At 69.3% G+C, this 24944-nt stretch carries 21 protein-coding genes; 14 read left to right on the top strand and 7 right to left on the bottom strand.

From position 1 onward, the window contains the following. Positions 1-41: 41 nt before the first annotated feature. From K0O62_RS08935 to K0O62_RS08895, 9 genes are read left to right on the top strand one after another with little or no spacing between them, the layout of a single operon-like run. Entirely contained in the window at positions 42-2444 is a 2403-nt protein-coding gene (locus tag K0O62_RS08935) for an NADH-quinone oxidoreductase subunit G (RefSeq protein ID WP_073859193.1), read from the top strand. Beyond that, positions 2441-3703, top strand: a complete 1263-nt coding sequence (gene nuoH, locus K0O62_RS08930; protein WP_073859192.1) for an NADH-quinone oxidoreductase subunit NuoH — start codon at positions 2441-2443, stop codon at positions 3701-3703. Before K0O62_RS08935 ends, nuoH begins: the two co-directional genes overlap by 4 nt. Beyond that, positions 3696-4235 carry an NADH-quinone oxidoreductase subunit NuoI gene (nuoI, locus tag K0O62_RS08925; protein ID WP_073859191.1) on the top strand — a complete coding sequence of 180 codons (540 nt, stop codon included), beginning with the start codon at positions 3696-3698 and terminating at the stop codon, positions 4233-4235. Before nuoH ends, nuoI begins: the two co-directional genes overlap by 8 nt. Further along, positions 4232-4993, top strand: coding sequence for an NADH-quinone oxidoreductase subunit J (locus K0O62_RS08920; RefSeq protein WP_073859190.1), 762 nt, complete (start codon positions 4232-4234; stop codon positions 4991-4993). Before nuoI ends, K0O62_RS08920 begins: the two co-directional genes overlap by 4 nt. Then, entirely contained in the window at positions 4990-5289 is a 300-nt protein-coding gene (gene nuoK, locus K0O62_RS08915) for an NADH-quinone oxidoreductase subunit NuoK (RefSeq protein ID WP_073859189.1), read from the top strand. The genes K0O62_RS08920 and nuoK overlap by 4 nt, the downstream gene beginning before the upstream one ends. After that, complete coding sequence (nuoL, locus tag K0O62_RS08910; protein WP_073859188.1) at positions 5289-7178, top strand: NADH-quinone oxidoreductase subunit L; 1890 nt, start codon at positions 5289-5291, stop codon at positions 7176-7178. The genes nuoK and nuoL overlap by 1 nt, the downstream gene beginning before the upstream one ends. Beyond that, entirely contained in the window at positions 7172-8755 is a 1584-nt protein-coding gene (locus K0O62_RS08905) for an NADH-quinone oxidoreductase subunit M (RefSeq protein WP_276035952.1), read from the top strand. Before nuoL ends, K0O62_RS08905 begins: the two co-directional genes overlap by 7 nt. Next, a complete protein-coding gene (gene nuoN / locus K0O62_RS08900) occupies positions 8752-10314 on the top strand; it encodes an NADH-quinone oxidoreductase subunit NuoN (protein ID WP_073859186.1) in 1563 nt (520 codons plus the stop codon). The genes K0O62_RS08905 and nuoN overlap by 4 nt, the downstream gene beginning before the upstream one ends. A gap of 9 nt (positions 10315-10323) precedes the next feature. Then, positions 10324-11100, top strand: coding sequence for an enoyl-CoA hydratase (locus K0O62_RS08895; RefSeq protein ID WP_073859185.1), 777 nt, complete (start codon positions 10324-10326; stop codon positions 11098-11100). 27 nt (positions 11101-11127) lie between these two features. Here K0O62_RS08895 and K0O62_RS08890 read toward each other — a convergent pair whose 3' ends face one another. Further along, positions 11128-11748: a TetR/AcrR family transcriptional regulator gene (locus tag K0O62_RS08890; protein WP_073859184.1), complete on the bottom strand. Its 621-nt coding sequence runs from the start codon at positions 11746-11748 to the stop codon at positions 11128-11130. Positions 11749-11791: 43 nt separating this feature from the next. On the opposite strand from K0O62_RS08890, the gene K0O62_RS08885 reads away from it, so the two are divergent. Both K0O62_RS08885 and K0O62_RS08880 read left to right on the top strand, forming a co-directional pair. Continuing rightward, positions 11792-12955: a phosphotransferase family protein gene (locus K0O62_RS08885; protein WP_073859183.1), complete on the top strand. Its 1164-nt coding sequence runs from the start codon at positions 11792-11794 to the stop codon at positions 12953-12955. Further along, on the top strand, positions 12955-14070 hold the full coding sequence (locus K0O62_RS08880; protein WP_073859182.1) for an Rv3169 family protein: 1116 nt from the start codon (positions 12955-12957) through the stop codon (positions 14068-14070). The genes K0O62_RS08885 and K0O62_RS08880 overlap by 1 nt, the downstream gene beginning before the upstream one ends. A gap of 87 nt (positions 14071-14157) precedes the next feature. Here the strand turns inward: K0O62_RS08880 and K0O62_RS08875 are convergent, their stop codons facing one another. Both K0O62_RS08875 and K0O62_RS08870 read right to left on the bottom strand, forming a co-directional pair. After that, the gene (locus K0O62_RS08875) at positions 14158-15717 is read right to left on the bottom strand and encodes a flavin-containing monooxygenase (RefSeq protein ID WP_073859181.1); all 1560 of its coding nucleotides are present in this window, start codon (positions 15715-15717) and stop codon (positions 14158-14160) included. Positions 15718-15764: 47 nt separating this feature from the next. Beyond that, positions 15765-16748: a TIGR03617 family F420-dependent LLM class oxidoreductase gene (locus tag K0O62_RS08870; protein WP_073859235.1), complete on the bottom strand. Its 984-nt coding sequence runs from the start codon at positions 16746-16748 to the stop codon at positions 15765-15767. 93 nt (positions 16749-16841) lie between these two features. Between K0O62_RS08870 and K0O62_RS08865 the strand changes: the two genes are divergently transcribed. Further along, positions 16842-18176 (top strand): flavin monoamine oxidase family protein, encoded by a 1335-nt coding sequence (locus K0O62_RS08865; protein WP_165637053.1) that lies wholly within the window; start codon positions 16842-16844, stop codon positions 18174-18176. Here K0O62_RS08865 and K0O62_RS08860 read toward each other — a convergent pair. Together K0O62_RS08860 and K0O62_RS08855 are read right to left on the bottom strand one after the other, a co-directional pair. Then, positions 18166-19089 carry an alpha/beta fold hydrolase gene (locus K0O62_RS08860; RefSeq protein ID WP_073859179.1) on the bottom strand — a complete coding sequence of 308 codons (924 nt, stop codon included), beginning with the start codon at positions 19087-19089 and terminating at the stop codon, positions 18166-18168. The two genes, K0O62_RS08865 and K0O62_RS08860, sit on opposite strands and share 11 nt — an antisense overlap. 40 nt (positions 19090-19129) lie before the next feature. Next, positions 19130-20209, bottom strand: a complete 1080-nt coding sequence (locus K0O62_RS08855) for an NAD(P)-dependent alcohol dehydrogenase (RefSeq protein ID WP_372512869.1) — start codon at positions 20207-20209, stop codon at positions 19130-19132. Positions 20210-20235: 26 nt separating this feature from the next. On the opposite strand from K0O62_RS08855, the gene K0O62_RS08850 reads away from it, so the two are divergent. Next, positions 20236-21204: an NADPH:quinone oxidoreductase family protein gene (locus tag K0O62_RS08850; RefSeq protein ID WP_220045501.1), complete on the top strand. Its 969-nt coding sequence runs from the start codon at positions 20236-20238 to the stop codon at positions 21202-21204. Positions 21205-21252: 48 nt separating this feature from the next. Here the strand turns inward: K0O62_RS08850 and K0O62_RS08845 are convergent, their stop codons facing one another. Then, positions 21253-22860, bottom strand: a complete 1608-nt coding sequence (locus K0O62_RS08845) for a CocE/NonD family hydrolase (RefSeq protein WP_073859176.1) — start codon at positions 22858-22860, stop codon at positions 21253-21255. A gap of 92 nt (positions 22861-22952) precedes the next feature. On the opposite strand from K0O62_RS08845, the gene K0O62_RS08840 reads away from it, so the two are divergent. After that, the gene (locus tag K0O62_RS08840; RefSeq protein ID WP_073859175.1) at positions 22953-23279 is read left to right on the top strand and encodes a DUF732 domain-containing protein; all 327 of its coding nucleotides are present in this window, start codon (positions 22953-22955) and stop codon (positions 23277-23279) included. On the opposite strand, the gene mbtM is transcribed toward K0O62_RS08840, so the two are convergent. After that, positions 23276-24862, bottom strand: a complete 1587-nt coding sequence (gene mbtM, locus K0O62_RS08835; RefSeq protein ID WP_234800283.1) for a long-chain-fatty acid--ACP ligase MbtM — start codon at positions 24860-24862, stop codon at positions 23276-23278. The two genes, K0O62_RS08840 and mbtM, sit on opposite strands and share 4 nt — an antisense overlap. Positions 24863-24944 lie beyond the last annotated feature (82 nt).

Raw genomic sequence — 24944 nt, 5'->3', positions numbered from 1 at the left:
GGCCATTCGCGTCTGCTCGCGGAGAGAAGGGGGGCGGGGGCATGACGCTTGCCGGGCCGGCCGAGGAGACCACCGGAGTCGAGATGGTGTCGCTGACCATCGACGGGCATCAGGTCAGTGTGCCCAAGGGCACGCTGCTGATCCGGGCCGCCGAGCTGATGGGCATCCAGATCCCGCGGTTCTGCGACCATCCGCTGCTGGAGCCGGTCGGCGCGTGCCGGCAATGCCTGGTCGAGGTCGAGGGGCAACGCAAACCGCTGGCCTCCTGCACCGCGGCGGTCACCCCGGACATGGTGGTGCGCACCCAGCTGACCTCCGAGATCGCCGACAAGGCGCAGCGCGGGGTGATGGAACTGCTGCTGATCAACCACCCGCTGGACTGCCCGGTCTGCGACAAGGGCGGGGAATGCCCGCTGCAGAACCAGGCGATGTCCAACGGCCGCAGCGACTCCCGGTTCACCGACGTCAAACGCATCTACCCGAAGCCGATCAGCCTGTCCACACAGGTGCTGCTGGACCGGGAACGGTGTGTGCTGTGCGCGCGGTGCACCCGGTTCTCCGATCAGATCGCCGGTGATCCGTCCATCGAAATGCTGGAACGCGGTGCGCTGCAACAGGTCGGTATCGCCGACGGGGAGGCCTTCGACTCCTACTTCTCGGGCAACACCGTGCAGATCTGCCCGGTCGGCGCGCTCACCGGCACCGCCTACCGTTTCCGGGCCCGCCCGTTCGACCTGGTGTCGACCCCCAGCGTCTGCGAACACTGCGCCTCGGGATGTGCGCAACGCACCGATCATCGGCGTGGAAAGGTGTTGCGGCGACTGGCCGGTGACGATCCGGAAGTCAACGAGGAATGGAACTGCGACAAGGGCCGCTGGGCCTTCACCTACGCCCGCCAGCACGATCGCATCGGCACTCCCCTGGTCCGCGACCCGGACGGCAGCCAGCGCCCGGCGTCCTGGTCGGAGGCGGTGGCGGTTGCGGTGCGCGGCCTGACCGCGGCGGCCGGCCGGGCCGGTGTCCTGGTCGGCGGGCGGGCCACCGTCGAGGACGCCTACGGCTACGCGAAGTTCGCCCGGATCATCCTGGACACCAACGACATCGACTTCCGTGCCCGGGTGCATTCCGCCGAGGAGGCCGACTTCCTCGCCCATGCGGTCGCCGGCCTACCGCAGTCGGTCGGCTACGCCGACATCGAATCCGCGCCGGCGGTGGTATTGGCGGGTTTCGAGCCCGAAGAGGAATCCCCGATCGTCTTCCTGCGGTTGCGCAAGGCCGTCCGCAAGCACCGGCTGCCGGTACTGTCGGTCGGTCCGTTCACCAGTCGCGGGTTGCACAAGCTGGGTGGCCGGCTGATCACGGCCGCACCGGGCGGCGAGGCCGCGGCGCTGGACGGCCTGGGCGACGAATTACCGTCCGGTTCCTTGATTCTGGTCGGCGAACGGCTGGCCGGATCCCCGGGCGCCTATTCCGCTGCGGTACGACTGGCCGCGGCCACCGGCGCCCGGCTGGGCTGGGTGCCGCGGCGGGCCGGGGATCGCGGCGCGTTGGAGGCCGGGGCCGTCCCGCATCTGCTGCCCGGCGGCCGCCCGGTGGCCGACGACACCGCCCGCGGGGAAGTCGCGGCGGCCTGGCACGTCGAACGCCTTCCGTCCACGCCGGGCCGCGACACCGCGGCAATCCTCACCGCCGCGGCATCCGGCGAGCTGCAGGCCCTGCTCATCGGCGGCGTCGAGGTCGACGATCTGCCCGACCCGGAGGCGGCGCTGGCGGCCATCGACGCCGCGCCGTTCGTGGTCAGTCTGGAGTTGCGGCGCAGCGCCGTCACCGACCGTGCCGACGTGGTGTTCCCGGTGGCCCCGGTCGCGGAGAAGGCCGGCACCTTCGTGAACTGGGAGGGCCGGTACCGGTCCTTCGGTGCGGCGCTGCCGCCGTCGGCGACCTCGGATATGCGGGTGCTCGCCGCACTGGCCGACGAGGTCGGCGTGGATCTGGGGCTCACCGACGCCGCCGCGGTCCGGGCCGATCTGGACCGGCTGGGCAGCTGGGCAGGACCACGTGCCGCCGCACCGAGTGTCCCGCCGGCCGGCCCGGCCCGGCCCGGCCCGGGTGAGGCGGTCCTGACCGGCTGGCGGATGTTGCTCGACGGCGGCCGGATGCAGGATGGCGAACCGTACCTGGCCGGCACGGCCCGCCCCGCCGTGGCGCGGCTGTCCGCGGCGACTGCCGACGAGATCGGCTGCGCCGACGGTGATCCGGTGCGGATCTGGACCGAGCGCGGTGACCTGCGGCTGCCGGTGGCGGTGACCGAGATGCCGGACCGGGTGGTGTGGGTGCCGCTGAACTCCGCCGGCCCGGTGTACCGGATGCTGGGTGCGGCCGCCGGGGCGATCGTCGGGATCTCGGCGATGAACCGGCGAGAAGCGGAGCGGGATCGCCCATGACAATGCCCGATCTGAACTCCTTCGGCCATGACCCGTGGTGGCTGATGCTCGCCAAGTGCCTGGCCATCTTCGTCTTCCTGCTGTTGACCGTGCTGGTGGCCATCCTGGTCGAACGGAAAGTCCTGGGCCGCATGCAGATGCGGTTCGGGCCCAACCGCGTCGGACCGTTCGGCCTGCTGCAGAGCCTTGCCGACGGCGTCAAACTCGCCCTCAAGGAGGGCCTCATCCCGGCCGGGGTGGACAAACCCCTCTATCTGCTGGCCCCGGTGATCGCGGTCATCCCGGCGATCATGGCGTTCGCGGTCATCCCGATGGGCGGGCTGGTGTCGGTGTTCGGGCACACCACGCCGCTGCAGCTCACCGACCTGCCGGTGGCGGTGCTCTACGTGCTGGCGGTCACCTCGATCGGGGTGTACGGAATCGTGTTGGCCGGGTGGTCATCCGGATCCACCTATCCTCTGCTCGGCGGGCTGCGGTCCAGCGCCCAGGTGATCTCCTACGAGATCGCGATGGCGCTGTCGTTCGTCGCGGTGTTCCTCTACGCCGGCACCATGTCCACCTCGGGGATCGTCGCCGCCCAGTCCGGGACCTGGTTCGTGTTCCTGCTGCTGCCCTCCTTCCTGGTGTACGTGGTCTCCATGGTCGGCGAAACCAACCGGGCGCCGTTCGACCTGCCCGAGGCCGAGGGTGAGCTGGTCGGCGGTTTCCACACCGAGTACTCGTCGCTGAAGTTCGCGATGTTCATGCTCGCCGAGTACGTCAACATGACGACGGTGTCGGCGCTGGCCACCACCATGTTCCTCGGCGGCTGGCAGGCACCGTTCCCGTTCAACATGATCGACGGCGCGAATTCCGGGTGGTGGCCGCTGCTGTGGTTCGTCGCCAAGGTGTGGACGTTCATGTTCCTCTACATGTGGCTGCGCGCCACGCTGCCGCGGCTGCGCTACGACCAGTTCATGGCGTTGGGCTGGAAGCTGCTCATCCCGGTGTCGCTGGGCTGGATCGTCGTCGTCGCCATCAGCCGCACGATGCGCAGGGACGGCTCCCCCGGCTGGGTGAGCGCGCTGATCAGCCTCGGCGCCGTGCTGGCCGTCGTCCTGGTGCTGCTGATCCGGCGGACCGTGCGGCGCAACGCGATCCCCGAGTTCAGCCTGCCCAGCGATCCGGGCGCGGTCAGTGTGTATCCGGTCCCGCCCATCCCGAGCCCACCGCGCCGGTCCGCCCCGGCGCCCACACCGAGGGAGCACTCCGATGTCTAGGATCCGCGATGCCCTGGCCGGGTTCGGTGTCACGTTCAAGACGATGTTCAAGAAGCCGCTCACCGAGCAGTACCCGGAGGAACCCGGCCCCGTCGCGGCGCGCTACCACGGCCGCCACCAACTCAACCGGTACGCCGACGGCCTAGAGAAATGCATCGGCTGCGAGCTGTGCGCGTGGGCCTGCCCCGCCGACGCCATCTATGTGGAAGGCGCGGACAACACCGAGCAGCAACGGTTCTCGCCCGGTGAGCGGTACGGGCAGGTCTATCAGATCAACTATCTGCGCTGCATCGGCTGCGGACTGTGCATCGAAGCCTGCCCGACCCGTGCGCTGACCATGACCAACGACTACGAGATGGCCGACGACAATCGCTCCGATCTGATCTACGGCAAGGACAAGCTGCTGGCCCCACTGACCGCCGAGATGACCCCGCCACCGCACGGCATGGCCGCGGGCAGCACCGACGAGGACTACTACCGCGGCAACATCACCGCGGACGGGCTGACCCGGCACCCGGAGACGACCCCATGACCCTGACCGTGCTGGCCGTCGCGATCGACGGGGAACCGTTGACGCGGACCTCGACCGGTGAGGCGGTGCTGTTCTGGATCTTGGGTGCGGTGATCCTCGGCAGCGCGATCGGCGTCGTGGCCGCCCCGAAGGCGGTGTACTCGGCGATCTTCCTGGCCATCACGATGATCAACCTCGCGGTGCTCTACATCGCGCAGGACGCGGTGTTCCTCGGTGTCGTGCAGATCGTGGTCTACACCGGCGCGGTGATGATGTTGTTCCTGTTCGTGCTGATGCTGATCGGCGTCGACTCCTCGGAGTCACTGGTGGAAACCATCCGCGGGCAGCGGATCTCGGCGATCGGTGTCGGTGTCGGGTTCGGGATTCTGCTGATCGGCGCCATCGGCAACTCCTCGGTCAGCGGGTTTGTCGGGCTCGAGCAAGCGAACGGGGCGGGCAACGTCGAGGGTCTGGCGGTGCTCATCTTCACCCGCTATGTCTGGGCGTTCGAGTTGACCAGCGCACTGCTGATCACCGCGACGCTGGGCGCGATGGTGCTCGCGCACCGGGAACTGTTCGACCGGCGCAAGTCCCAGCGCGAACTGGCCGCCGAACGCTTCGGCCCCGGCGGGCACCCGACCCCGATGCCCAATCCAGGTGTGTACGCCCGGCACAACGCCGTCGATGTGCCGGCCCGGCTGCCCGACGGGACCGCCGCGCGTACCTCGGTCAGCTCCGTTCTGATCCCCCGCGGCCACATACCGGAGGAGGGCGAGTGAACCCGGCGAACTACCTGTTCCTGTCCGCCCTGCTGTTCACCATCGGCGCCGCCGGAGTCCTGCTGCGCCGCAACGCCATCGTCATGTTCATGTGCGTCGAGCTGATGCTCAACGCCGCGAACCTGGCGTTCGTCACGTTCTCCCGGATGCACGGCCAACTCGACGGGCAGGTGGTCGCCTTCTTCACCATGGTCGTCGCCGCCTGTGAGGTGGTGGTCGGGTTGGCCATCATCATGGCGATCTTCCGGGCCCGGCGGTCGGCGTCGGTCGATGCGGCCAGTCTGCTGAGGCACTAGTGGACAACCTGACCTGGCTGCTGATCGCTCTGCCACTGACCGGCGCCGTCGTGCTGCTGCTCGGCGGCCGGGCCACCGATGCGTGGGGTCACCTGCTCGGGTTGGCCGCCGCGGCAGCGTCGTTCGTCGTCGGACTGGTGTTGTTCACCGACCTGCTGGGCCGCGAGGCCAAGGACCGGACGGTGCATCAGACCCTGTTCACCTGGGTACCGGCCGGTGAGTTGCGCGTCGACTTCGGGTTGCAGCTCGACCAGCTGTCCATCTGTTTCGTGCTGCTGATCACCGGGGTCGGGTCGCTGATCCACCTCTACTCGGTCGGCTACATGCAAGCGGACGCCGGTCGTAGACGTTTTTTCGCCTACCTGAACCTGTTCCTGGCCGCGATGCTGCTGCTGGTGTTGGCCGACAACTACCTGGGCCTGTACGTGGGCTGGGAGGGCGTCGGCCTGGCGTCCTACCTGCTGATCGGGTTCTGGTCGCACAAGCCGAGCGCGGCGGCGGCGGCCAAGAAGGCATTCGTCGTCAACCGGGTCGGCGACATGGGGCTGGCCGTGGCGCTGATGGTGATGTTCGCCTCCACCGGAACCGTCTCGTACGAGGGTGTTTTCGCCGCCGCCCCGCAGTTGTCGGCCGGGACGCTGAACGCCATCGGTCTGCTGCTGCTGCTGGCCGCATGCGGGAAGTCCGCACAGGTGCCGCTGCAGTCCTGGCTGGGTGACGCGATGGAGGGCCCCACCCCGGTGTCCGCGCTCATCCACGCCGCCACCATGGTGACCGCCGGCGTGTACCTGATCGTGCGGTCCGGTCCGGTGTTCAACCTGGCGCCCGAGGCGCAGACCGCGGTCACCGTCGTCGGTGCGGTCACGCTGCTGTTCGGGGCGATCATCGGTTGCGCGAAGGACGACATCAAGAAGGCACTCGCCGCGTCGACGATGAGCCAGATCGGCTATATGGTGCTGGCCGCCGGGTTGGGGCCGGCCGGCTACGCGATCGCCATCATGCATCTGCTCACCCACGGGTTCTTCAAGGCCGGACTGTTCCTGGGCGCCGGGTCGGTGATGCACGGCATGGACGACGAAACCGATATGCGCCGCTACGGCGGACTGCGCACCGTCATGCCCATCACCTTCGTGACCTTCGGCCTCGGCTACCTGGCGATCATCGGGGTGCCGCCGTTGTCCGGGTTCTTCTCCAAGGACGCCATCATCGAAACCGCGTTCGCCGCGGGCGGGGTGAAGGGGCTGCTGCTGGGCGGCGCGGCTCTGCTGGGCGCCGGTATCACCGCGTTCTACATGACCCGGGTCATGCTGATGACGTTCTTCGGCGAGCGGCGCTGGAATCCGCACGACAGCCATCCGCACGAGTCCCCCGCCGTGATGACCGCACCGATGGTGATCCTGGCGCTCGGATCCGTCGGCGCCGGTGCCCTGCTCGCGATCGGCGGCACGCTCGCACACTGGCTGGACCCCGTCGTGAATCCGGCCGGCACCGAGCTTCACCATGTGGTGCCGGTCTGGGTGATGACCGTCATCACGCTGTCGGTGGTGGCCGTCGGCATCGGCATCGCCTACCGCATGTACGCCGCCCGGCCTGTTCCCGAGACCGCACCGGCCGGGTCGGCGCTGACCGTGGCCGCCCGCCACGATCTGTACGGCGACGCGTTCAACGAACGGGTGTTCATGCGGCCCGGTGCGCAGTTCACCGCCGGCCTGGTCGAGATCGACGACGACGCGGTGGACGGTGTGACCCGCGGACTGGCCGCCGGTATCGCGGCGGCATCGCAGCGGATGCGGCGCTGGCAGAACGGGTTTGCCCGGTCCTACGCGCTGTCCATGCTGGGCGGCACCGTCCTGGTGATCGGCGCGATTCTGGTGGTGAGGGTCTGGTGAACGGCATCGGCTGGCTGACTGCGCTGTGGGTGGTGCCGCTGCTGGGCGCCGTCCTGGTGATCCTGCTGCCCGGCAAGACGGCGGCGAAGTACGCCGCGCTGGGGGTTTCGGTCGCGGTGCTGGGCGTGGCCCTGCTGCTGGCGGTGCAGTTCGATCCGGCCGGGCCGCAGTTCCAATTCGTCGAGGACTATCCGTGGATCCCGACCTTCGGCACCGGCTACATCCTGGGCCTGGACGGGATCGCGCTGGCGCTGGTGGTGCTGACCGCGGTGCTGGTGCCGTTGCTGATCGTCGCGGGCTGGCACGACGGTGACGGGAGGCATTTCGGGTCCCGGTCCACGCAGAGCTATCTGGCGCTGACGTTGGCCGTCGAGGGCATGGTGCTCGTCTCGCTGGTGGCTCTCGATGTGCTGCTGTTCTACGTGTTCTTCGAGGCCATGCTCATCCCGATGTATTTCCTCATCGGTGGGTTCGGCGGAGGCGCCCGCACCGGGTCTGATGTCGCCGCCGGGGCGGCTCCGCAAGCGGCGGTGAAGTTCCTGCTGTACAACCTGTTCGGCGGACTGATCATGCTGGCCGCGGTCATCGGCCTGTACGTGGTGACCGCGGGCAGCGACCTCGGGGGCACCTTCGACTTCCGGGCCATCGCCGCCGCGGTCGCCAACGGCGACCTGAACGTCGACCCGGCGCTGCTGAACGCGTTGTTCCTCGGCTTCATGTTCGCGTTCGCGGTGAAGGCGCCGCTGTGGCCGTTCCACCGTTGGCTGCCCGACGCCGCCGTGGAGTCCACCCCGGCGACCGCGGTGCTGATGATGGCCGTCGTCGACAAGGTCGGCACCTTCGCGATGCTGCGCTACTGCCTGCAGTTGTTCCCGGATGCGTCGAAGACCTTCCAGCCGTTGATCATCACGCTCGCCGTCATCGGCATCGTCTACGGTGCGGTCGTCGCGATCGGTCAGACCGATGTGATGCGGTTGATCGCCTACACCTCGATCTCACATTTCGGCTTCATCATCCTGGGCATTTTCGCGATGACCAGCCAGGGTCAGGCCGGCTCCACGCTGTACATGGTCAACCACGGCATCTCGACCGCGGCGCTGTTCCTGATCGCCGGGTTCCTGGTGTCGCGCAGGGGAACCCGGCTCATCGCCGATTTCGGTGGTGTCCAGCGGGTGGCCCCGGTGCTGGCCGGCACCTTCCTGGTCGCCGGGCTGGCGACCCTGTCGTTGCCCGGGCTGGCGCCGTTCATCAGCGAATTCCTGGTCCTCATCGGAACGTTCACCCGGTTCCCGGTGCTGGCGGTGATCGCGGCGAGCGCGTTGGTTCTGTCGGCCGTCTACATCCTGTGGGCCTACCAACGGATGATGACCGGCCCCGTCACCGCCGGCAACGAGTCGCTCCGCGACCTCATCCCCCGTGAGTTGGCGGTGGTGGCGCCGCTGATCGCCCTGCTGCTGGTGCTCGGCGTGTACCCGAAGCCGGCCCTGGATGTGATCAACCCGGCGGTGACCCACACGCTGACCACCATCGGTGTCCAGGACCCGGTGCCGGCCACGGCGGAAGGACCGACCCGATGAACATCCCGGCACCCGTCATCGAATACGGCCAGCTCTCACCGTTTCTCATCGTCCTCGGTGTCGCGGTGCTCGGTGTCCTGGTGGAGGCGTTCCTGCCGCGGCGCGCCCGCTACGGCACCCAGTTGGCGCTGGCGCTGGGCGGGCAACTCGCGGCGCTGGCGGCGGTGGTCTGGGTGCACACCGGGCTCGGTGACTCCCCCGGCAACACCGCCGCGGTGGGCTCACTCGTGGTGGACCGGCCCGCCCTGTTCCTGCAGGGGCTGCTGCTGCTCATCGGCATCCTCGGTGTGCTGCTGATCGCAGAGCGCCGGATCGGCGCCGGGGACGAGTCGGGGTTGGATGCCTTCACTCCGCAGGCGTCCGCGGTGCCGGGCAGCGTCGCGGAGAAGGTCGCCGCGAAAGCCGTTGTGGCACAAACCGAGATCTTCCCGTTGACGATGTTCGCGCTCGGCGGGATGCTGTTGTTCCCGGCGGCCGACGATCTGCTGACCATGTTCGTCGCTCTCGAGGTGCTCTCGCTGCCGCTGTATCTGATGTGCGGGCTGGCCCGGCGGCGGCGCCTGGTGTCGCAGGAGGCGGCGCTCAAGTACTTCCTGCTCGGCGCGTTCTCCTCGGCGTTCTTCCTGTACGGAATCGCCCTGCTGTACGGGTATTCCGGCGGTTTCGGTCTGGATGACATCGCCGAGGCGGTCAGCACCGACAGCGGGGACACCGCGCTGGTGCTGGTCGGCGCCGGGCTGGTCGCCGTCGGGATCCTGTTCAAGGTCGGGGCGGTGCCGTTCCATTCCTGGATCCCGGACGTCTACCAGGGTGCCCCCACCCCGGTCACCGCGTTCATGGCGGCCGCCACCAAGATCGCCGCGTTCGGGGCGATGCTGCGCATCTTCTACGTGGCGCTGCCCGGGCTGGCCGATGACTGGCGGCCGATGCTGTGGGGCATCGCGATCATCACCATGGTGGTGGGTACCGTCACCGCGGTATCGCAGACCGATGTGAAGCGGATGCTGGCCTATTCGTCGGTGGCGCACACCGGGTTCATCCTCACCGGGGTCATCGCGCTCAACGGCGCCGGAGTGGCGGCCACGCTGTTCTATCTGTTCGCCTACGGGTTCAGCACATTGGGCGCGTTCGCGCTGGCCGGTCTGGTGCGCCGCGCCGACGGCGAGGAGGAGACCACCATGGCCCGGTGGGCGGGTCTGGGACGCCGCCATCCGGTGGTGGGCGTGGTGTTTTCGCTGTATCTGCTGGCGTTCGCCGGTATCCCGTTGACCAGTGGGTTCGTCAGCAAGTTCGCGGTGTTCAAGGCCGCGGCCGAGGGCGGCGCGGCGGCGCTGGTGGTGATCGGGGTGATCGCCAGCGCGGTGGCCGCCTACTTCTATGTGCGGGTGATCGTGCTGATGTTCTTCACCGACCCGCCCGAGGACGCCCCGACGGTGGTGGTGCCCAGTGCGCTGACGAAGGGGTCCGTCACCGTCACCGCGGCGGTCACGTTCGCCCTCGGTGCGCTGCCGCAGCCGCTGCTGGATCTGGCGAACCAGGCGCAGCAGTTCGTCGGTTAGGTTCGCACGATGAGCGAAATACTCACCGCCGATCACGGTGCCGTGCGGGTGATCACGCTGAATCGGCCGCAGGCCCGCAACGCGCTCGGCCCCGAACTGATGCGCGCACTGTATACGGCACTACAGACCGCCGACGCCGACGACGCCGTGCGCGCGGTGGTGCTCACCGGGACGGACCCGGCGTTCTGCGCCGGCGTCGACCTCAAGGCCGCCGCCCGGGACGGCATGAAGTACTTCGAGGAGTTCCGGACCCGCAGTCCCATCACCGCGGTCCGGGAGATGCGCACCCCGATCGTCGGGGCCGTCAACGGCGCCACCTTCACCGGCGGCCTGGAGATCGCGTTGGGCTGCGACTTCCTGGTCGCGTCCGAGCGGGCTGTCTTCGCCGACACCCATGCGCGGGTGGGCATCCTGCCCGGCGGCGGGATGACCGCGCGGCTGCCGCAGGTGGTCGGATTGGCGATGGCGCGGCGGATGTCGATGACCGGGGAGGTGATCGATGCCGCACGCGCCGAGCGCATCGGGCTGGTCACCGAGGTCGTCGCGCACGACCGGCTGCCGGCGCGGGCGTTGGAGCTGGCCGGGCAGATCGCCGAGGTGCCGGGGCCGACGATGCGCAGCCTCAAGGAGATCTACACCGAGGGTGCCGCGGCGGTGATCGATCCGGCGCTGGCGGCCGAGCAGCGCATCGCCTACGCCCAGCAGCGGGACTTCGACGGGCTCGGGGACCGGTTCCGGGCGGTGGCCCAGCACAACAAGACCCAGATCGACGGGCGGCGAGACTGACGAAAGGGTGGGGCTTACCTGGGTCTTTTACGCCCGTTTGTTCGTTTGGGCGGGAGACAGGACGCCGTGCACCACGATCGCGGTGGTCTGATCGACCCAGGTGTCGTCGAGGTCCCGGCCGGGGGTGAGCAGCATCCGCAGCAGGGTGGCGCCGCCGATCAGTTCGATGAGGCGTTGCGGGTCGACCCCGGCGTGCACCTCGCCGCGTTGCACCGCGTGTTCCAGCCGGAGCCGCACCACGTCGAACAGTCCGCTGAACCGGCTCATCACCCGCTCGTTGAGGCCGGGGTCGGCGGCCATATCCGCGATCACCCCCGGCAGGGCGGCGCGCACCACCGGGCTGGTGAACACGGCGCCGGCGGCCGCGATCATCTCCCGCACGTCGCCGGCGATGTCGCCCTCGGGCAGCGCGAGCCCGGTCGGCGCGGCCGGGAACGCGGCCTCGTGCACCAGTTCGGCCTTGCTCGACCAGCGCCGGTACAAGGCGGTCTTGGTGGTGCCCGCCCGCTCGGCGACCGCCGCCATGGTCAGATTCGAATAGCCGATCTGCACAAGCAGTTCCGCCGTTGCGGACAGAATGGCAGCATCGATACGCGGGTCGCGTGGACGGCCGGCACCCTTGTCAACCGGTGGCAACTCTGCTTTCATAACGCTACCCACCGTATCGTAATTGGCGCCGGAAGGAACACCCGTGGCGAAGCAACCGGCGGTCGAGGACGTCAGCCGACTCCAGCATTCCAGCCGAGACACCGACGCCCTACCGGAACTGCTGTCCGGCTGGCTCGGGTCGCTGCTACCCCAGCAGCAACCCCCGGTGGTCAGCATCGAAAGCGGGGTCGACGCCAACGGCATGTCGTCGGAGACCATCCTGCTGACCGCCCGCTGGGGCGAGGATGAACAGCGCCTGGTGGCCCGGGTGGCCCCCACCGCGCAGGACGTCCCGGTGTTCTCCTCATACCGGCTGGATCACCAGTTCGAACTGATGCGCCTGGTCGAGGAGCTCACCGACGTCCCGGTCCCGCGGGTGCGCTGGATCGACGCCGCCGGCGACGTGCTGGGCACCCCGTTCTTCCTGATGGACCGCGTCGACGGAGTCGTCCCCCCGGACGTCATGCCCTACACGTTCGGCGGCAACTGGTTCGCCGACTCCTCGCCCGAAGATCAACGCAGGCTCCAGGATGCCACCGTCGAGGTGCTGGCCAAACTGCACTCGATTCCCGATGCCGCACAGCGCTTCTCCTTCCTCACCGAGGTGGACCCGCCCGGGGACACCCCACTGCGGCGGCATTTCGAATGGCTCAAGCAGTGGTACGAGTTCGCGGTGCCCGACATCGGCCGCTCGCCGTTGGTCGAGCGGGCGCTGGCCTGGCTGGAGGACCACTTCCCCACCGAGACCGCGGCCGCCACCCCGGTACTGGCCTGGGGCGACTCCCGCATCGGCAATGTGCTCTACGAGGATTTCACCCCGGTCGCGGTGCTCGACTGGGAGATGGCCACCGTCGGCCCCCGCGAACTCGACGTGTCGTGGATCATCTTCGCCCACATGGTGTTCCAGGAGCTCTCCGGCCTCGCCGGGCTCGACGGCCTGCCCACGGTGCTGCGTGAGGAGGATGTCCGGGCGACCTACGAACGGCTGACCGGCGTGACGCTGGGCGACCTGCACTGGTTCTACATCTACTCCGGGGTGATCTGGTGCTGCGTGTTCATGCGCACCACCGCGCGGCGGGTGCACTTCGGCGAGATGGAGGCCCCCGAAGACGTGGAGTCGGCGTTCTACCACGCGTCGCTGCTACGGCGACTGTTGGAGGGTCCGGCGGGCTGGAGCGAAGCGACCCGGGATAAGGAAGGTGCGTGATGCTCGGACCGATGGATGAGTTTCCGGTACACCAGGTTCCGCAGCCGATCGCGTGGCCGGGATCCTCGGACCGCAACTTCTATGACCGCAGTTACTTCAACGCCCACGACCGGACCGGGGACATCTTCGTCATCACCGGCATCGGGTACTACCCCAACCTCGGGGTGAAGGACGCCTTCTTCCTGGTGCGGCGCGGCGACACGCAGACCGCGGTGCACCTGTCCGACGCCATCGACCAGGACCGGTTGAACCAGCACGTCAACGGATACCGGGTGCAGGTCGAGGACCCGCTGCACCGGCTGCGGATCACCCTGGACGAGACCGACGGCATCGCCGCCGACCTGACCTGGACCGGTCTGTTCGACGTGGTGCAGGAGCAGCGCCACCTGATGCGCCAAGGCAACCGGGTCACCCTGGACGCTCAGCGGTTCGCCCAGTTGGGTTCCTGGAGTGGGTATCTGGAGGTCGACGGGGAACGTATCACCGTCGACCCGTCGACCTGGATCGGGTCACGGGACCGGTCCTGGGGCATCCGGCCGGTCGGTGAGGCCGAGCCGCCGGGGCGGCCCGCCGACCCGCCGTTCGAAGGCATGTGGTGGCTCTATGTGCCGATGGCCTTCGACGACTACTCCATCGTGCTGATCATCCAGGAGGCGCCCGACGGCTTCCGCTCCCTCAACGACTGCACCCGGATCTTCAAGGACGGCCGCGTCGAACAGCTGGGCTGGCCACGGGTGAAGATCCACTACCGTTCCGGGACCCGCATCCCCACCGGCGCCACCATCGATACCACTGCACCGGACGGAACGGCGTTGCGAATCGATGTGGAATCCAAACTGGCCGTACCGATTCACGTCGGCGGCGGATACGGCGGGGACGCCGACTGGATCCACGGGGTGTGGAAAGGCGCGAACTTCACCGAACGCCTCAGTTACGACATGACCGATCCGGCGATCATCGGACGTGCCGGTTTCGGCGTCATCGACCACGTCGGCCGGGCGGTGTGCACCGAGGGTGCACGCGCCCCGGTCGAGGGCTGGGGACTGTTCGAGCACGGCGCGCTGGGCCGGCACGACCCGTCGGGCTTCGCCGACTGGCTGACCGTCGCGCCCTGACCTTTCTCGCGCGATTTGCGACGCACATCCACCGGCGGTCAGCGCCGGTCAGCGTGCGCAAATCGCGGTCGCTTCTCGGGGTGTCTCTCAGGCCCCGGCGCGCAGCGCTGTCGACGCCTTGTCCGCCGATGCCTTGTCCGCCGCCGCGTCCCGGCCGGCCTGCACCCGCCCGAACACCATGGACTCCCCGATCCGGTCGAAGCGGTGATCGACGGCATCGAGTGCCCAGTTGTGCCGCACGTTCCACGGCCGCTTGGTACCGGACTTGGGCAGCGCGTGCAGGGCGCGTTTGACGTAGTTGGCCTTGATGTCCCAGGCCGGTTTCTCCGCGATGGCCGCCGAACCGAGGTGCGGGTAGGCATGGGTGTAGCCGTGGGATTCCATGTAGGCCAGCAGCTTCGCCACCGCTTTGGCGGTCATGTCGGCCCGCAGCGTCCACGAGGCATTGGTGTAGCCGATGCACCACGCCATGTTGGGCACGTCCTGCAGCAGGTACTCCTTGTAGACGTAGCGGTCGGTCGGGTCGACCCGCTCACCGTCCACGTGCAACTCGATGCCGCCCAGCGCCTGCAGTTGCAGCCCGGTGGCGGTGACGATGATGTCGGCGTCGATCCGGTCCCCGGATTGCAGCACGATGCCCTCGCCGTCGATGTGGTCGATGTGGTCGGTCACCACCTCGACGCGCCCGGCGCTGATGTGCTCGAACAGATCACCGTCCAGAACCAGACACATCCGTTGGTCCCACGGGTTGTAGCGCGGCTTGAAGTGGATGTCGACCGGATAGCCGGCGGGTAGTTCCTTCTTGTTCGCCGCCCGGATCATCTTGCGTCCGAACTTCGGCGCGGCGCGGAAGAACACGTAGTACAGGTAGTGCATCCAGGCGTTGCGCAGCCGGACGACCGGGTGGGCGAGCTTGCGCGGCAGACTCTTTCGAATGGCGTGCATCACCATCGGGACCGCGGGCATCGACATCATGTAGGTCGGTGAGCGCTGCAGCATGGTGACCGTGGCGCCGCCGTCGGCCAGCGCCGGGACCAGGCTGATCGCGGTCGCGCCGCTGCCGATCACCGCGACCCGTTTACCCGCGTAATCGAGTTCCTCGGGCCAGAACTGGGGATGCACGACGGTGCCGGTGAAGGACTCGATACCGGGGAAGTCCGGGGTGTAGGCCTCGTCGTAGTTGTAGTAGCCGGTGCCGAAGAACAGGAACCGGCAGCGGTGGGTGGTGGGCACCCCGCCGGATTCGGCGTGCACCGTCCAGGTGTCGGTGCCCGAGTCCCAGTCCACCGAGGACACCTTGGTGTCGAAGCGGATGTGGCGGTCGATGCCGTGTTTGCGGGCGGTCGCGGCGAGGTAGTCGCGGATGTCGCCGCCGTCGGCGACGAATTCCCGGCGGGTCCACTCCTGGTACGGATAGCTGAGGGTGAAGATATCGCTGTCGGAGCGTATACCCGGGTAACGGAACAGATCCCAGGTGCCACCGATGCGCTGCCGGCGTTCCAGGATGGTGTAGCTCAATCCCGGGTTGCGCTGATGGATGCGGTAGGCGGCGTTGATCCCCGAGATACCGGCGCCGATGATGAGGACATCGCTGTATTCGGGTTCAGCGCCGCGCTCGGTCTCGGCAGCGTCGTGCGGGTAGGTCATCGGACAACCTCCTTGTGGTCCTGCCCCGTACCAACCACCTTAGGTCGTCAGGTGCGCAGCGCGTCAACGATCTGGGCGAGCAGGTCCGCTTCGATCGGTCCGGGCTGGTAGATGCAGATCTGGTCGGAGATTCCGCCGACCCGGTCACGGATGTGCGCGGCCACCTCGGCCGGGCTGCCGCACGCGGCGATGGTGTGCAGCACGTCGTCGTCGATGAGTGCGCCCATCTCGGCCCACCGGCCCTGCTTGGACAGCGCGTTGAGCTCCGGCTGCAGGTCCCCCCAGCCGTGGATATCCAGGACCGGTCGGTAGGCCGGAGTGGACCCGTAGAACGCCAGCAGTCGCCGGGTGGCGGCGTGGTCGGGGTTGGCGTCCGAACTGACCGAGACGATGATCTCCGGCACCACCGCCAGGTCGGCGCGGGTCCGCCCGCCGGCGGCCAGCCCGTCGTCGACGGCGGCCATCGTCACCTCGTGCAGGAACCGCTTCGTCCCGAACGGCATCACCAACAGTCCGTCGGCGTGCTGAGCGGTGGCCTTGGTCAGCCGGGGCCCGAGCGCCCCGACAAAGATCGGCGGCGGACCGTACGGGTTGTCGCGCGGGGTGAACGTCGGGGTCATCAGGGTGTGCCGGTAGTACTCACCGTGAAACTGCAGGCGCTCGCCGGTCGACCAGGTGTCGAAGATGGCACGCAGCGCCGCGACGAGCTCGGTCATCCGCGCGACCGGCCGGTCGAACTCGGCGCCGAACCGTTTCTCGATCTGGGTCCGGATCTGGGTGCCCAGGCCAAGGGTGAACCTGCCCTGGCTCAGGATCTGGTGGTCGATCGCCTGGTGGGCGAGGTGAATCGGGTTGCGCGGGAACGCGATTGCCACGTTGGTCAGTAGATCCAGGCCGCCGACGGTCGATGCCAGGGTCAGCGGGGTGAACACGTCGTGCGGACCTTCGAAGGTGAACACCCCGGCCGCACCCGCATCCCGGAGCACGGTGGCGCGCTCGATGGCTCCTACAGGTCCGAACAATGCGGTCATCACCTTCACAGCGCCACACACTAACGCGACTTGCGGAGCGAAAACCGGACTAATTGCGGTTAGAACTCCACAAATCGCGAGAGACTGAGAATTGTGACCGATGTGATCGTGGTGGGGGCGGGCTTCGCGGGTCTGTCCGCGGCGCGGGAATTGACCAAACGGGGCTACCAGGTACTGGTGCTGGAGGGCCGGGACCGGGTCGGGGGTCGCTCGTACACCGCGACGGTGGCCGGCGTCCCCGTCGATCTGGGCGCGACGTTCGTCGGCCCCACCCAGGACGCCGTCATCGCCCTGGCCGCCGAACTCGGCTGCGAGACGGTGCCGACCTACAGCCGCGGCAAGAACCTGATCCGCTGGCACGGCCGGGTCCGGTCCTACCGCAGCACCATCCCCAAGCTGTCGCTGATCGAACTGCTCGACGTGTCGCGCATCCAGTGGCGGTTCGACCGGCTGTCCCGCCAGATCCCGGTGATCGAGCCGTGGACGGCACCGGCAGCCCACCGTCTGGACCAGAAGAGTCTGGAGGACTGGCTACGTGAGCTACACGCCAGCGCCTCGACCCGGAATCTGATGGCGATCATGGCGCGGGTGACCTGGGGGTGCGAGCCCGCGGACCTGTCCATGCTGCACGCGGTGCGTTATGTGAAGGCCGCGGGCGGGCTGGGCCGGATGCTCGATGTCGAGGGCGGCGCCCAGCAGGACCGGTTCCCGGCCGGCACCCAGCAGATCGCCCAGCGGATGGCCGAGGCGCTCGGCGACCGGGTGCTCACCGACGCCCCGGTGCACCGGATCGCCCGGGACGGCTCGGGCTTCACCGTCGACTCGGAGAAGGGCCGGCACACGGCCGCCGCCGTCGTGCTGGCGGTCGCGCCCGCGCACCGCGCCGCGATCACCTTCGACCCGCCGCTGCCCGCCGGCTACCGGGATCTGGCCGCGCACTGGCCGCAGGGCAAGCTCAGCAAGGCCTACGCCGCCTACGAGACCCCGTTCTGGCGGGCCAACGGCTGCTCGGGCGAGGCGCTGTCCGACGAGGGCCCGGTCTTCATCACCTTCGATGTCAGCCCCGGCGACGACGGACCCGGCATCCTGCTGGGGTTCGTGGACGCCCGCAACTTCGATGCCCTGGAACCGCAGCTACGTCGCGAGCAGGCACTGGCCGGGTTCGTCACGCTGTTCGGGGACAAGGCCGCACACCCCATCGACTACCTGGATCACTGCTGGGGCGCCGAGTCGTTCGCGCCGGGCGGCCCGACCGCGGCCGTCCCGCCGGGCGCCTGGGTCGCGCACGGCCGGCACCTGCGGGCCCCGGCGGACGGGATCTTCTGGGCCGGTACCGAAACCGCCGACGAGTGGACCGGATTCCTGGACGGCGCGGTGCGTTCCGGGCGCCGCGCCGCGACCGAGGTGGCCGGCTACCTCAGGAGCTGAGCCGCTGCGGCGCAATCGATTCGGCCAGCGCCCGCAGCTTCTGGTTCACCTGGTCCGGGCATTCCAGGATGGCGCAGTGCCCGCCGGGCATCTCGGCGAACTCGGCGAGATTCGGTGCGTGTTCGGCGATGTGGCGGGCCGAGTTGATGGGCAGCAGACGGTCCTTGCGGCTGCCGATCACCAGCGTCGGGACGGTCAGGTTGACCAACGAGATGTGCTGGCGGTCAAGGTTGTTCACCAGGACCCGGGCCCAGCCGCCGCGTCCCACCCGCGGCGTCGAGGTGAACAACTGATAGACGAACTCCGACACCGACGGATCGGCGTCGGGGCCCACCGCGACATACTTGACCAATCGCTTGTTGGCCACCCCGGCGGCCCCGGGCAGCGGGAGCCCGCCGAAGGTCCGGATCGCGGTGCCGGCCGCGAGGACCCGCGGGCCCGACAGCGGCTGCGGCACCGGCAGCACCTTGACGTTGCGCAACAGATCGCCGGTGGTGGTGTTGATCAGGGCGACCGCATCGGCAACCCGGTTGACCCGGTGCGGGTAGCGCTGCGACCAGGAGGTGATGGCGATGCCGCCCATCGAGTGCCCGCCGATCACAGCCTTCTCCCCCGGCGCCAGCGTGGTGTCCAGCACGGCGTCCAGGTCGGCGGCCAGATGGTTGAGGCTGTAGCGGTTGCGCCCGCGCGGCGTCTCGCTGCGGCCGTGGCCACGGTGGTCGTAGGCGATGACGCGGTAGTCGCCGGCCAGGTCGGCGATCTGGTGGGCCCAGACCTCGATGGCGCAGGTGATGCCGTGCGCCAGGACGATCGGATAGCCGTTCTCGGGTCCGAAGACCCGGGCGTGCAGCCGGGTGCCGTCGGCAGATCGGACCTCGACATCCCGGCCCGAGGGTAGCGGTGGCCGAACCATTGTCTGCTCCAATCGCCGGCGTCGTTGCCTTGTGCCGAGCTTAACGCCCGGTGACCAGAACCGGTTTGATTGCCGCGCCATTCTTGGCATCCGCCCACGCCCGGTCGAAGTCGTCGAAAGCGTAGGTGCTCACCAGCTTCTGCAGCGGCAGGTCCCCGCGCTCGAACAGCTGCACCAGTCGCGGGATGAACACGTGCGGATCGCTGTCGCCCTCGACCACCCCGCGCACCGTCAGACCCTTCGCCATGATCAGCACGACCGGCAGTTCGGCGGTCATCGCACCCAGCCCGAGCAGAGCCAGGGTGCCGCGGGCGGCCAGCACCCCGACCGCGGCGGCGATGACATCCGGGCGGGCGGTGGTGTCCACCGCGGCAGCGACGCCCCCGGTCAGCTCCAGGACCGCGGCCGCGGCGTCGGTGGCGGTCGGGTCGATGGTGGCCGTGGCGCCCAATTCGGTTGCCAAAGAACGGCGTTCGGCAATCGGATCGACGGCGATGATGGTCCTCGCCCCGGCGATCCGGGCACCCATCACCGCCGACAGGCCCACCGCACCCGCGCCGAACACCACCACGCTGTCCGGCGCGCCGAGCACGTTGAGCACCGCGCCGGCCCCGGTCTGCACGCTGCAGCCCAGCGGGGCGGCCAACGCCGGATCCATCCCGGCCGGCAGCGGCACCGCATTGCGGCTCCCGGCGATCGCGTAGGTCGCGAAGCTGGACTGCCCGAAGAATCCGCCGGTGATCGGCGCGCCGTCCAGACGCAGCGCGCTGCTCTCGTCGCGGCGGCTGCCGCGCATGTTCAGATTGGTCGACTGATCGCAGTAGGCGGGCCGGTCGGCGACGCAGTATCCGCAGGTCCCGCAGCTGGCGAAGGTGAGCACCACCGGCTCGCCGACCTGCCGGGTGGCCTGCGGCCCGACCGCCACCACGGTGCCCGCGCCCTCATGGCCGAACACCATCGGGACCTTGGCGAAGTGGGCCGCGACGCTGATGTCGGTATGGCAGATCCCGACGGCGTCGATGCGGACCAGCACCTCGTCGCCCACCGGATCCCGCAGTTCGACGTCGGTGAGCTGCGGGTCTTGCCCGGCCTCGCGGAGTACCGCGGCACGTGCCTTGATCATCGACGGATGTTAAATGGTGTGTCATGCGCGCCATACAGATACCCCGGTTGGACGGTCCCGACGCCGCGGAGCTGGTGAACATCGACGAACCCGCCGCCGAGGGTGTGGTCATCGACGTCCACGCGGCCGGTGTGGCCTTCCCCGATGCCCTGCAGACCCGCGGGCTCTACCAGTACAAGGCCCCCCTGCCCTACGTGCCGGGGGCGGAGGTCGCCGGCGTGGTGCGCAGCGCCCCGGCCGATTCCGGGTTCTCCGCCGGGGACCGGGTGGCCGGGCTGTGCATGCTCACCGGCGGGATGGCCGAGGTGGTGGCCCTGCCGGCGGAGCGGGTGTTCGCGTTGCCCGACAATGTGTCGTTCGAGGCCGGCGCGGGGGTGTTGTTCAACGATCTGACCGTGCACTTCGCGCTGCGCACCCGCGGCCGGCTGGCCGACGGCGAGACGGTGCTGGTGCACGGTGCCGCCGGTGGTATCGGCACCTCGACGCTGCGACTGGCCCCGGCGTTCGGGGCGAGCCGGGTCATCGCGGTGGTGAGCACCGAGGACAAGGGTGAGATCGCCCGGGAGGCCGGGGCAACGGATGTGGTGCTCGCCGACGGGTTCCGGGACGCGGTCAAAGAACTCACCGGCGGCCGCGGGGTGGACATCGTGCTGGACCCGGTCGGGGGTGACCGGTTCACCGATTCGTTGCGTTCCCTCGCACCGGGCGGACAACTGCTGGTGGTCGGGTTCACCGGCGGTGAGATCCCGACGGTGAAGGTGAACCGGTTGCTGCTCAACAATGTCGACGCGATCGGCGTGGGCTGGGGCGCCTGGGCGGGCACCCATCCGGGCTATCTCGCCGAGCAGTGGGCCGAGCTGGCGCCGCTGCTGGCCTCCGGCGCGGTGAGCGCGCCCGAGCCCATCGTGTATCCGCTGGAGCGGGCCGGTGAGGCCATCGCGTCGCTGGAGAACCGGACCGCCAAGGGCAAGGTCGTGCTGAAAATCCGTTAGCGATTTCGGCGCGCTCACGTACGGACAACGCACGCGGGCGCGCCGCAATCACACGGGGATGGGCAGGATCAGCCGCGAGCCCGCACCGATGGTGTGGGTGGACCGCAGCAACCGGTCCGCCGACCACACCGGTTCCCCGGTGCCGGGGTTGCGCGCGTACCGCGGGTGGCAGCCCCCGGCGATCGCCACCCGGATCCGCGCGCCGGCGGCGAACCGGTGCGCGATCGGGTCGAGATCCAACGTCAGCGGCTGCGGGTCCCCCGGGGCGCGGCTGATGTAGCCGTCGCTGACGTTGCGGGATCGTCCGTCCGGTCCGACCTCGCTGATCCGCACCCACACGTCGGCCCAGCCGGTATCGGCGCCGTGCGCCAATTCGATCCGCGGGACGCCGATCACCTCGAGGTCCTCCGCCAGCGCCGGGCCGGTGAAGGTGACCACGTCGCCGCGGGCGGCCAGCGCGGTGTCGTCGAGGTAACCGTTCGGCGTGAACAACAGCCGCCCGCCCAGCGTCGGGGTGGGGTCGTGCGGGTCGAACACGAACCGGGCCAGTGTCTGCTCCCCGGGTACGGGTTGCTCGCCGAGGCCGGCCCGGGGCCGCAGGTGCAGCACCCGCCCGGTCGCCGGGGGCGGCCAGGCGGGCAGCTCGCGCCAGCCCCCGCCTCCGGTCACGCACACCCGCACCCCGGGCCGCCGGTCCCCGTCCAGCCACCGCAGCGTCTCGCGCAGCACCTCCCCGCCGCCGTCACCGTGGGTCCACGGGCCGACCACGAGTGCGGGCTCCCGGCCGCGGTCGGCCAGCTGCCGGTACTGGTCCAGGGTCTGGGTCAGGAAGACGTCCTGCCAGCCGGACATCAGCAGCACCGGGACGTCGGCCCGGGCCAGCGCGTGCCCGAGCCGCACCGGATGCCAGTACGGATCGGCCAGGTCGGGGGTGCGCAGCCACGGTTCGTGCCAGGGGGCGCGGTCGCCGAACATCTGGGCGCCCGCCGCGCTCAGCGGCACCATCCGCAGCGGCCGGGCCAGCCGCCGCGGCATGCCGGCCATCCGGACCAGGGCCCGTACCGACCCGCCGTCCTCCTGGCGGGCCAGTTGGAAGCTCCAGGACAGGTGGTCGGCGAGGACGAACGTGCCGGTGCCCCAACCGGATTGCGCCAGATCGTGCGGTGCCATCGCAATCACCGAGGTGCTCAGTTCCGGTGGCGGGTCGGCCAGCAGCGCCCACTGGGTGAACCCGAGATAGGACGAGCCGACGGTCGCGAACTGCCCGTCGAACCATGGCTGCGCGCGCATCCAGGCCACCGTGTCGGCGGCGTCCTCGGCTTCGGAGCGCCCCGGGTCGAAGACTCCTTCGGAACCGAATGTCCCTCGCACACTCTGAATCACGACGCGGTACCCGCGCTCGGCGTAGATGCCGGCGATCACCGCCGACGGTAGGTTGGCGCGCCCGTAGGGTGTGCGGATCAGTACCGTGCCGGCCGCGTCGGCCACCGGCACGTGCAGGTCGGTGCGCAGCCGGGCGCCGTCGCGCATCGGCACCGGGATATCACGGGTCACCCGGTAGCCGGTCGTCGGCGGAGGCAGCCTCAGTCGTCGGCCCACCGCGCGGGTGGCCAGTCGGACGATCGGCCCGGGGCGGGTGTCATCGGTGCTCGGCATCGCCGTCCATTGTGACCCGAGCATTGTTGCGGAAGGAGCACGAAAGCCGGGATGGGCGGCGCACCCCGGGGCCGGTGGCATACCTTCGTGTCATGCGCAGTTCTCTGTTCGGCGGCCTGACCGCCCTCGCCGTGACCTCAGCCGCTCTGTTGGGGGCCGCACCGGCGGGAGCCGATCCGAACAACGAGCGGGCCTACCTGAATGCGCTGACCGTCGCCGGACTGATCCCGAAGTTCTATACCGAGGCCACCGCGTTGGAGAGCGCCACCAACCTGTGCCGCACCATGGACACCGGAGTGGACCAGTTGTCCGTGGTCGACGACGTGATGGCCACCGATTCGGTGCCCGAGGACGTCGCGTCGTTCGTGGTGGGTACCGCGACGGTCGCGTTCTGCCCCGAACACTCGATGAGCAGTTAGCCCGTACCGACTTCCAGGCCGCGCTTGACCTCGAGCCGGCGCAGTTTGCCCGACGAGGTCCGGGGCAGTGAACCGGGTTTGACGAACACCACGTCGGCGGGGACGACACCGCAACCCGAGGCCACCTGCTGCATCAGCGCGGCGCGGGCGCCGGGTTCGTCGGGGCCGCGGAACTCGGCGGTGACGACCAGGCCGGGGCGGATGGAGCCCTCCCCGACGCCGACGGCGACGACCGCGCCCTCCCGCACCCCGGGCACCTGCGCGGCGATCCGCTCGACCTCGGCCGGGAAGATGTTGCGCCCGGCCACGGTGATGATCTCCTTGGCCCGCCCGCAGACCACCAGGCCGCCGTCGACGAAGTAGCCGAGATCCCCTGTGCGGAACCACTCGTCGGCGCCCAGCAGGGCGTCACCGAGATACCCCGACATCATGGAGGTTCCCCGGATGGCGATCTCCCCGAGTTCACGTCCGGCGACCTCGGTGGCTCCCTCGGCCAGGTCCACGGGTTCGATGCGGACCTCCATGCCGGGGATCGCCTCGCCCAGGACGGCATGCCGGCGCGGCGCGCTGCCGTCCGCGGTGGTGAACACCGTCTCGTCCACCCGCATGCCGGCACCGGGAACCGGAACCGTTACCGCACAGGTGGATTCGGCCATCCCATAGGACGGGGACAGCGCTGCGGCGTCGAAGCCGAAGCGGGCCATCTCGATGGCGAACCGTTCGGTCAGTTCGCAGTCGACGGGCTCACCGCCGTTGAGGGCGAACCGCAGCGCGGACAGGTCGACATCGGTGACCCGGCGGGAGTACTTGCCGATCATGCCGTAGGCCATATTGGGTGCGGCGGTGACCGACGTCCGGCTCTCGCTCAGCCAGTTCAGCCAGCGGAACGGCGAGGCCTGGAACGCCGAGGTGGGCGCCTGCCAGACGTCGTTGCCGGCCAGCGCCCCGGCGAGCAGGAAGCTCAACCCCATGTCGTGGTACAGCGGCAGCCAGGAGCACCCGATGTCCCCGGGCCGGATCCCGATCCGCTCGTTGAGGCCGCTGATGTTGGCCAGCACCGAGGCCGGTGGAAGCTGCACGGTCTTCGGCGACCCGGTCGACCCGGCGGTGCCCTGCAGGATGGCGACCGGCGCCGGCAGACAGGGCAGCCGCAGGCTGCTGGAGCGGCGCGGGTGGGCGACCGCGTCGAGGTCGACGATCGCCGGGCTCTGTTCTGCCAGGGACAGTTTCTCCAGGTAGGCGCCTTGGCTACCGATCCGGCCGGCCGCGATCCCACGGAATCGGGTGACGGTGGCCTGCGCCCACTGCGCGGTGTCCGCGCCGCGGATCGGCCCGGGCAGGATGGACACCGCCGCCCCGGCCAGGAACGCGCCGATGACCGCGGCGATGAGTTCGGCGGTGGGCTCCCCCACCAAGCCCAGGCAGCGGACGTTCTCGTTGAGCAGATGGTCGGCGACGTTCTCGGCGCGGGTGTAGATCTCCGGCCACGGATGGCGGGTCCACTGACCGTCGGCCAGCAACACCAGATCGTTGCCACTGGCGGTCAATGACTCGGCCAGCGCGGACGCCAGAGGATTCACCATGAATGGAAACTATATGACCTTTGCTCGTCGTGGTTCCGCAGGTTAACGTCGGTGACAATTTGACTTTTGGACGGTGGTTGTG

It is taken from the genome of Mycolicibacterium diernhoferi (assembly GCF_019456655.1).
GTDB classification, from domain to species: Bacteria; Actinomycetota; Actinomycetes; order Mycobacteriales; family Mycobacteriaceae; genus Mycobacterium; species Mycobacterium diernhoferi.
Note: the sequence above shows the minus strand (reverse complement) of the source record. Positions and strands in the feature narration are given on the sequence as shown.

What these genes read in the sequence shown, in the direction of transcription:
- nuoH (WP_073859192.1), top strand. Translation starts at nt 2,441, where the DNA reads ATGACAATGCCCGATCTGAACTCCTTCGGCCATGACCCGTGGTGGCTG.
- K0O62_RS08875 (WP_073859181.1), bottom strand. Translation starts at nt 15,717, where the DNA reads ATGACCTACCCGCACGACGCTGCCGAGACCGAGCGCGGCGCTGAACCC.
- K0O62_RS08920 (WP_073859190.1), top strand. Translation starts at nt 4,232, where the DNA reads ATGACCCTGACCGTGCTGGCCGTCGCGATCGACGGGGAACCGTTGACG.
- nuoI (WP_073859191.1), top strand. Translation starts at nt 3,696, where the DNA reads ATGTCTAGGATCCGCGATGCCCTGGCCGGGTTCGGTGTCACGTTCAAG.
- K0O62_RS08845 (WP_073859176.1), bottom strand. Translation starts at nt 22,860, where the DNA reads ATGCCGAGCACCGATGACACCCGCCCCGGGCCGATCGTCCGACTGGCC.
- K0O62_RS08860 (WP_073859179.1), bottom strand. Translation starts at nt 19,089, where the DNA reads ATGGTTCGGCCACCGCTACCCTCGGGCCGGGATGTCGAGGTCCGATCT.
- K0O62_RS08850 (WP_220045501.1), top strand. Translation starts at nt 20,236, where the DNA reads ATGCGCGCCATACAGATACCCCGGTTGGACGGTCCCGACGCCGCGGAG.
- K0O62_RS08840 (WP_073859175.1), top strand. Translation starts at nt 22,953, where the DNA reads ATGCGCAGTTCTCTGTTCGGCGGCCTGACCGCCCTCGCCGTGACCTCA.
- mbtM (WP_234800283.1), bottom strand. Translation starts at nt 24,862, where the DNA reads ATGGTGAATCCTCTGGCGTCCGCGCTGGCCGAGTCATTGACCGCCAGT.
- nuoN (WP_073859186.1), top strand. Translation starts at nt 8,752, where the DNA reads ATGAACATCCCGGCACCCGTCATCGAATACGGCCAGCTCTCACCGTTT.
- K0O62_RS08880 (WP_073859182.1), top strand. Translation starts at nt 12,955, where the DNA reads ATGCTCGGACCGATGGATGAGTTTCCGGTACACCAGGTTCCGCAGCCG.
- K0O62_RS08890 (WP_073859184.1), bottom strand. Translation starts at nt 11,748, where the DNA reads ATGAAAGCAGAGTTGCCACCGGTTGACAAGGGTGCCGGCCGTCCACGC.
- K0O62_RS08870 (WP_073859235.1), bottom strand. Translation starts at nt 16,748, where the DNA reads ATGACCGCATTGTTCGGACCTGTAGGAGCCATCGAGCGCGCCACCGTG.
- K0O62_RS08935 (WP_073859193.1), top strand. Translation starts at nt 42, where the DNA reads ATGACGCTTGCCGGGCCGGCCGAGGAGACCACCGGAGTCGAGATGGTG.
- K0O62_RS08895 (WP_073859185.1), top strand. Translation starts at nt 10,324, where the DNA reads ATGAGCGAAATACTCACCGCCGATCACGGTGCCGTGCGGGTGATCACG.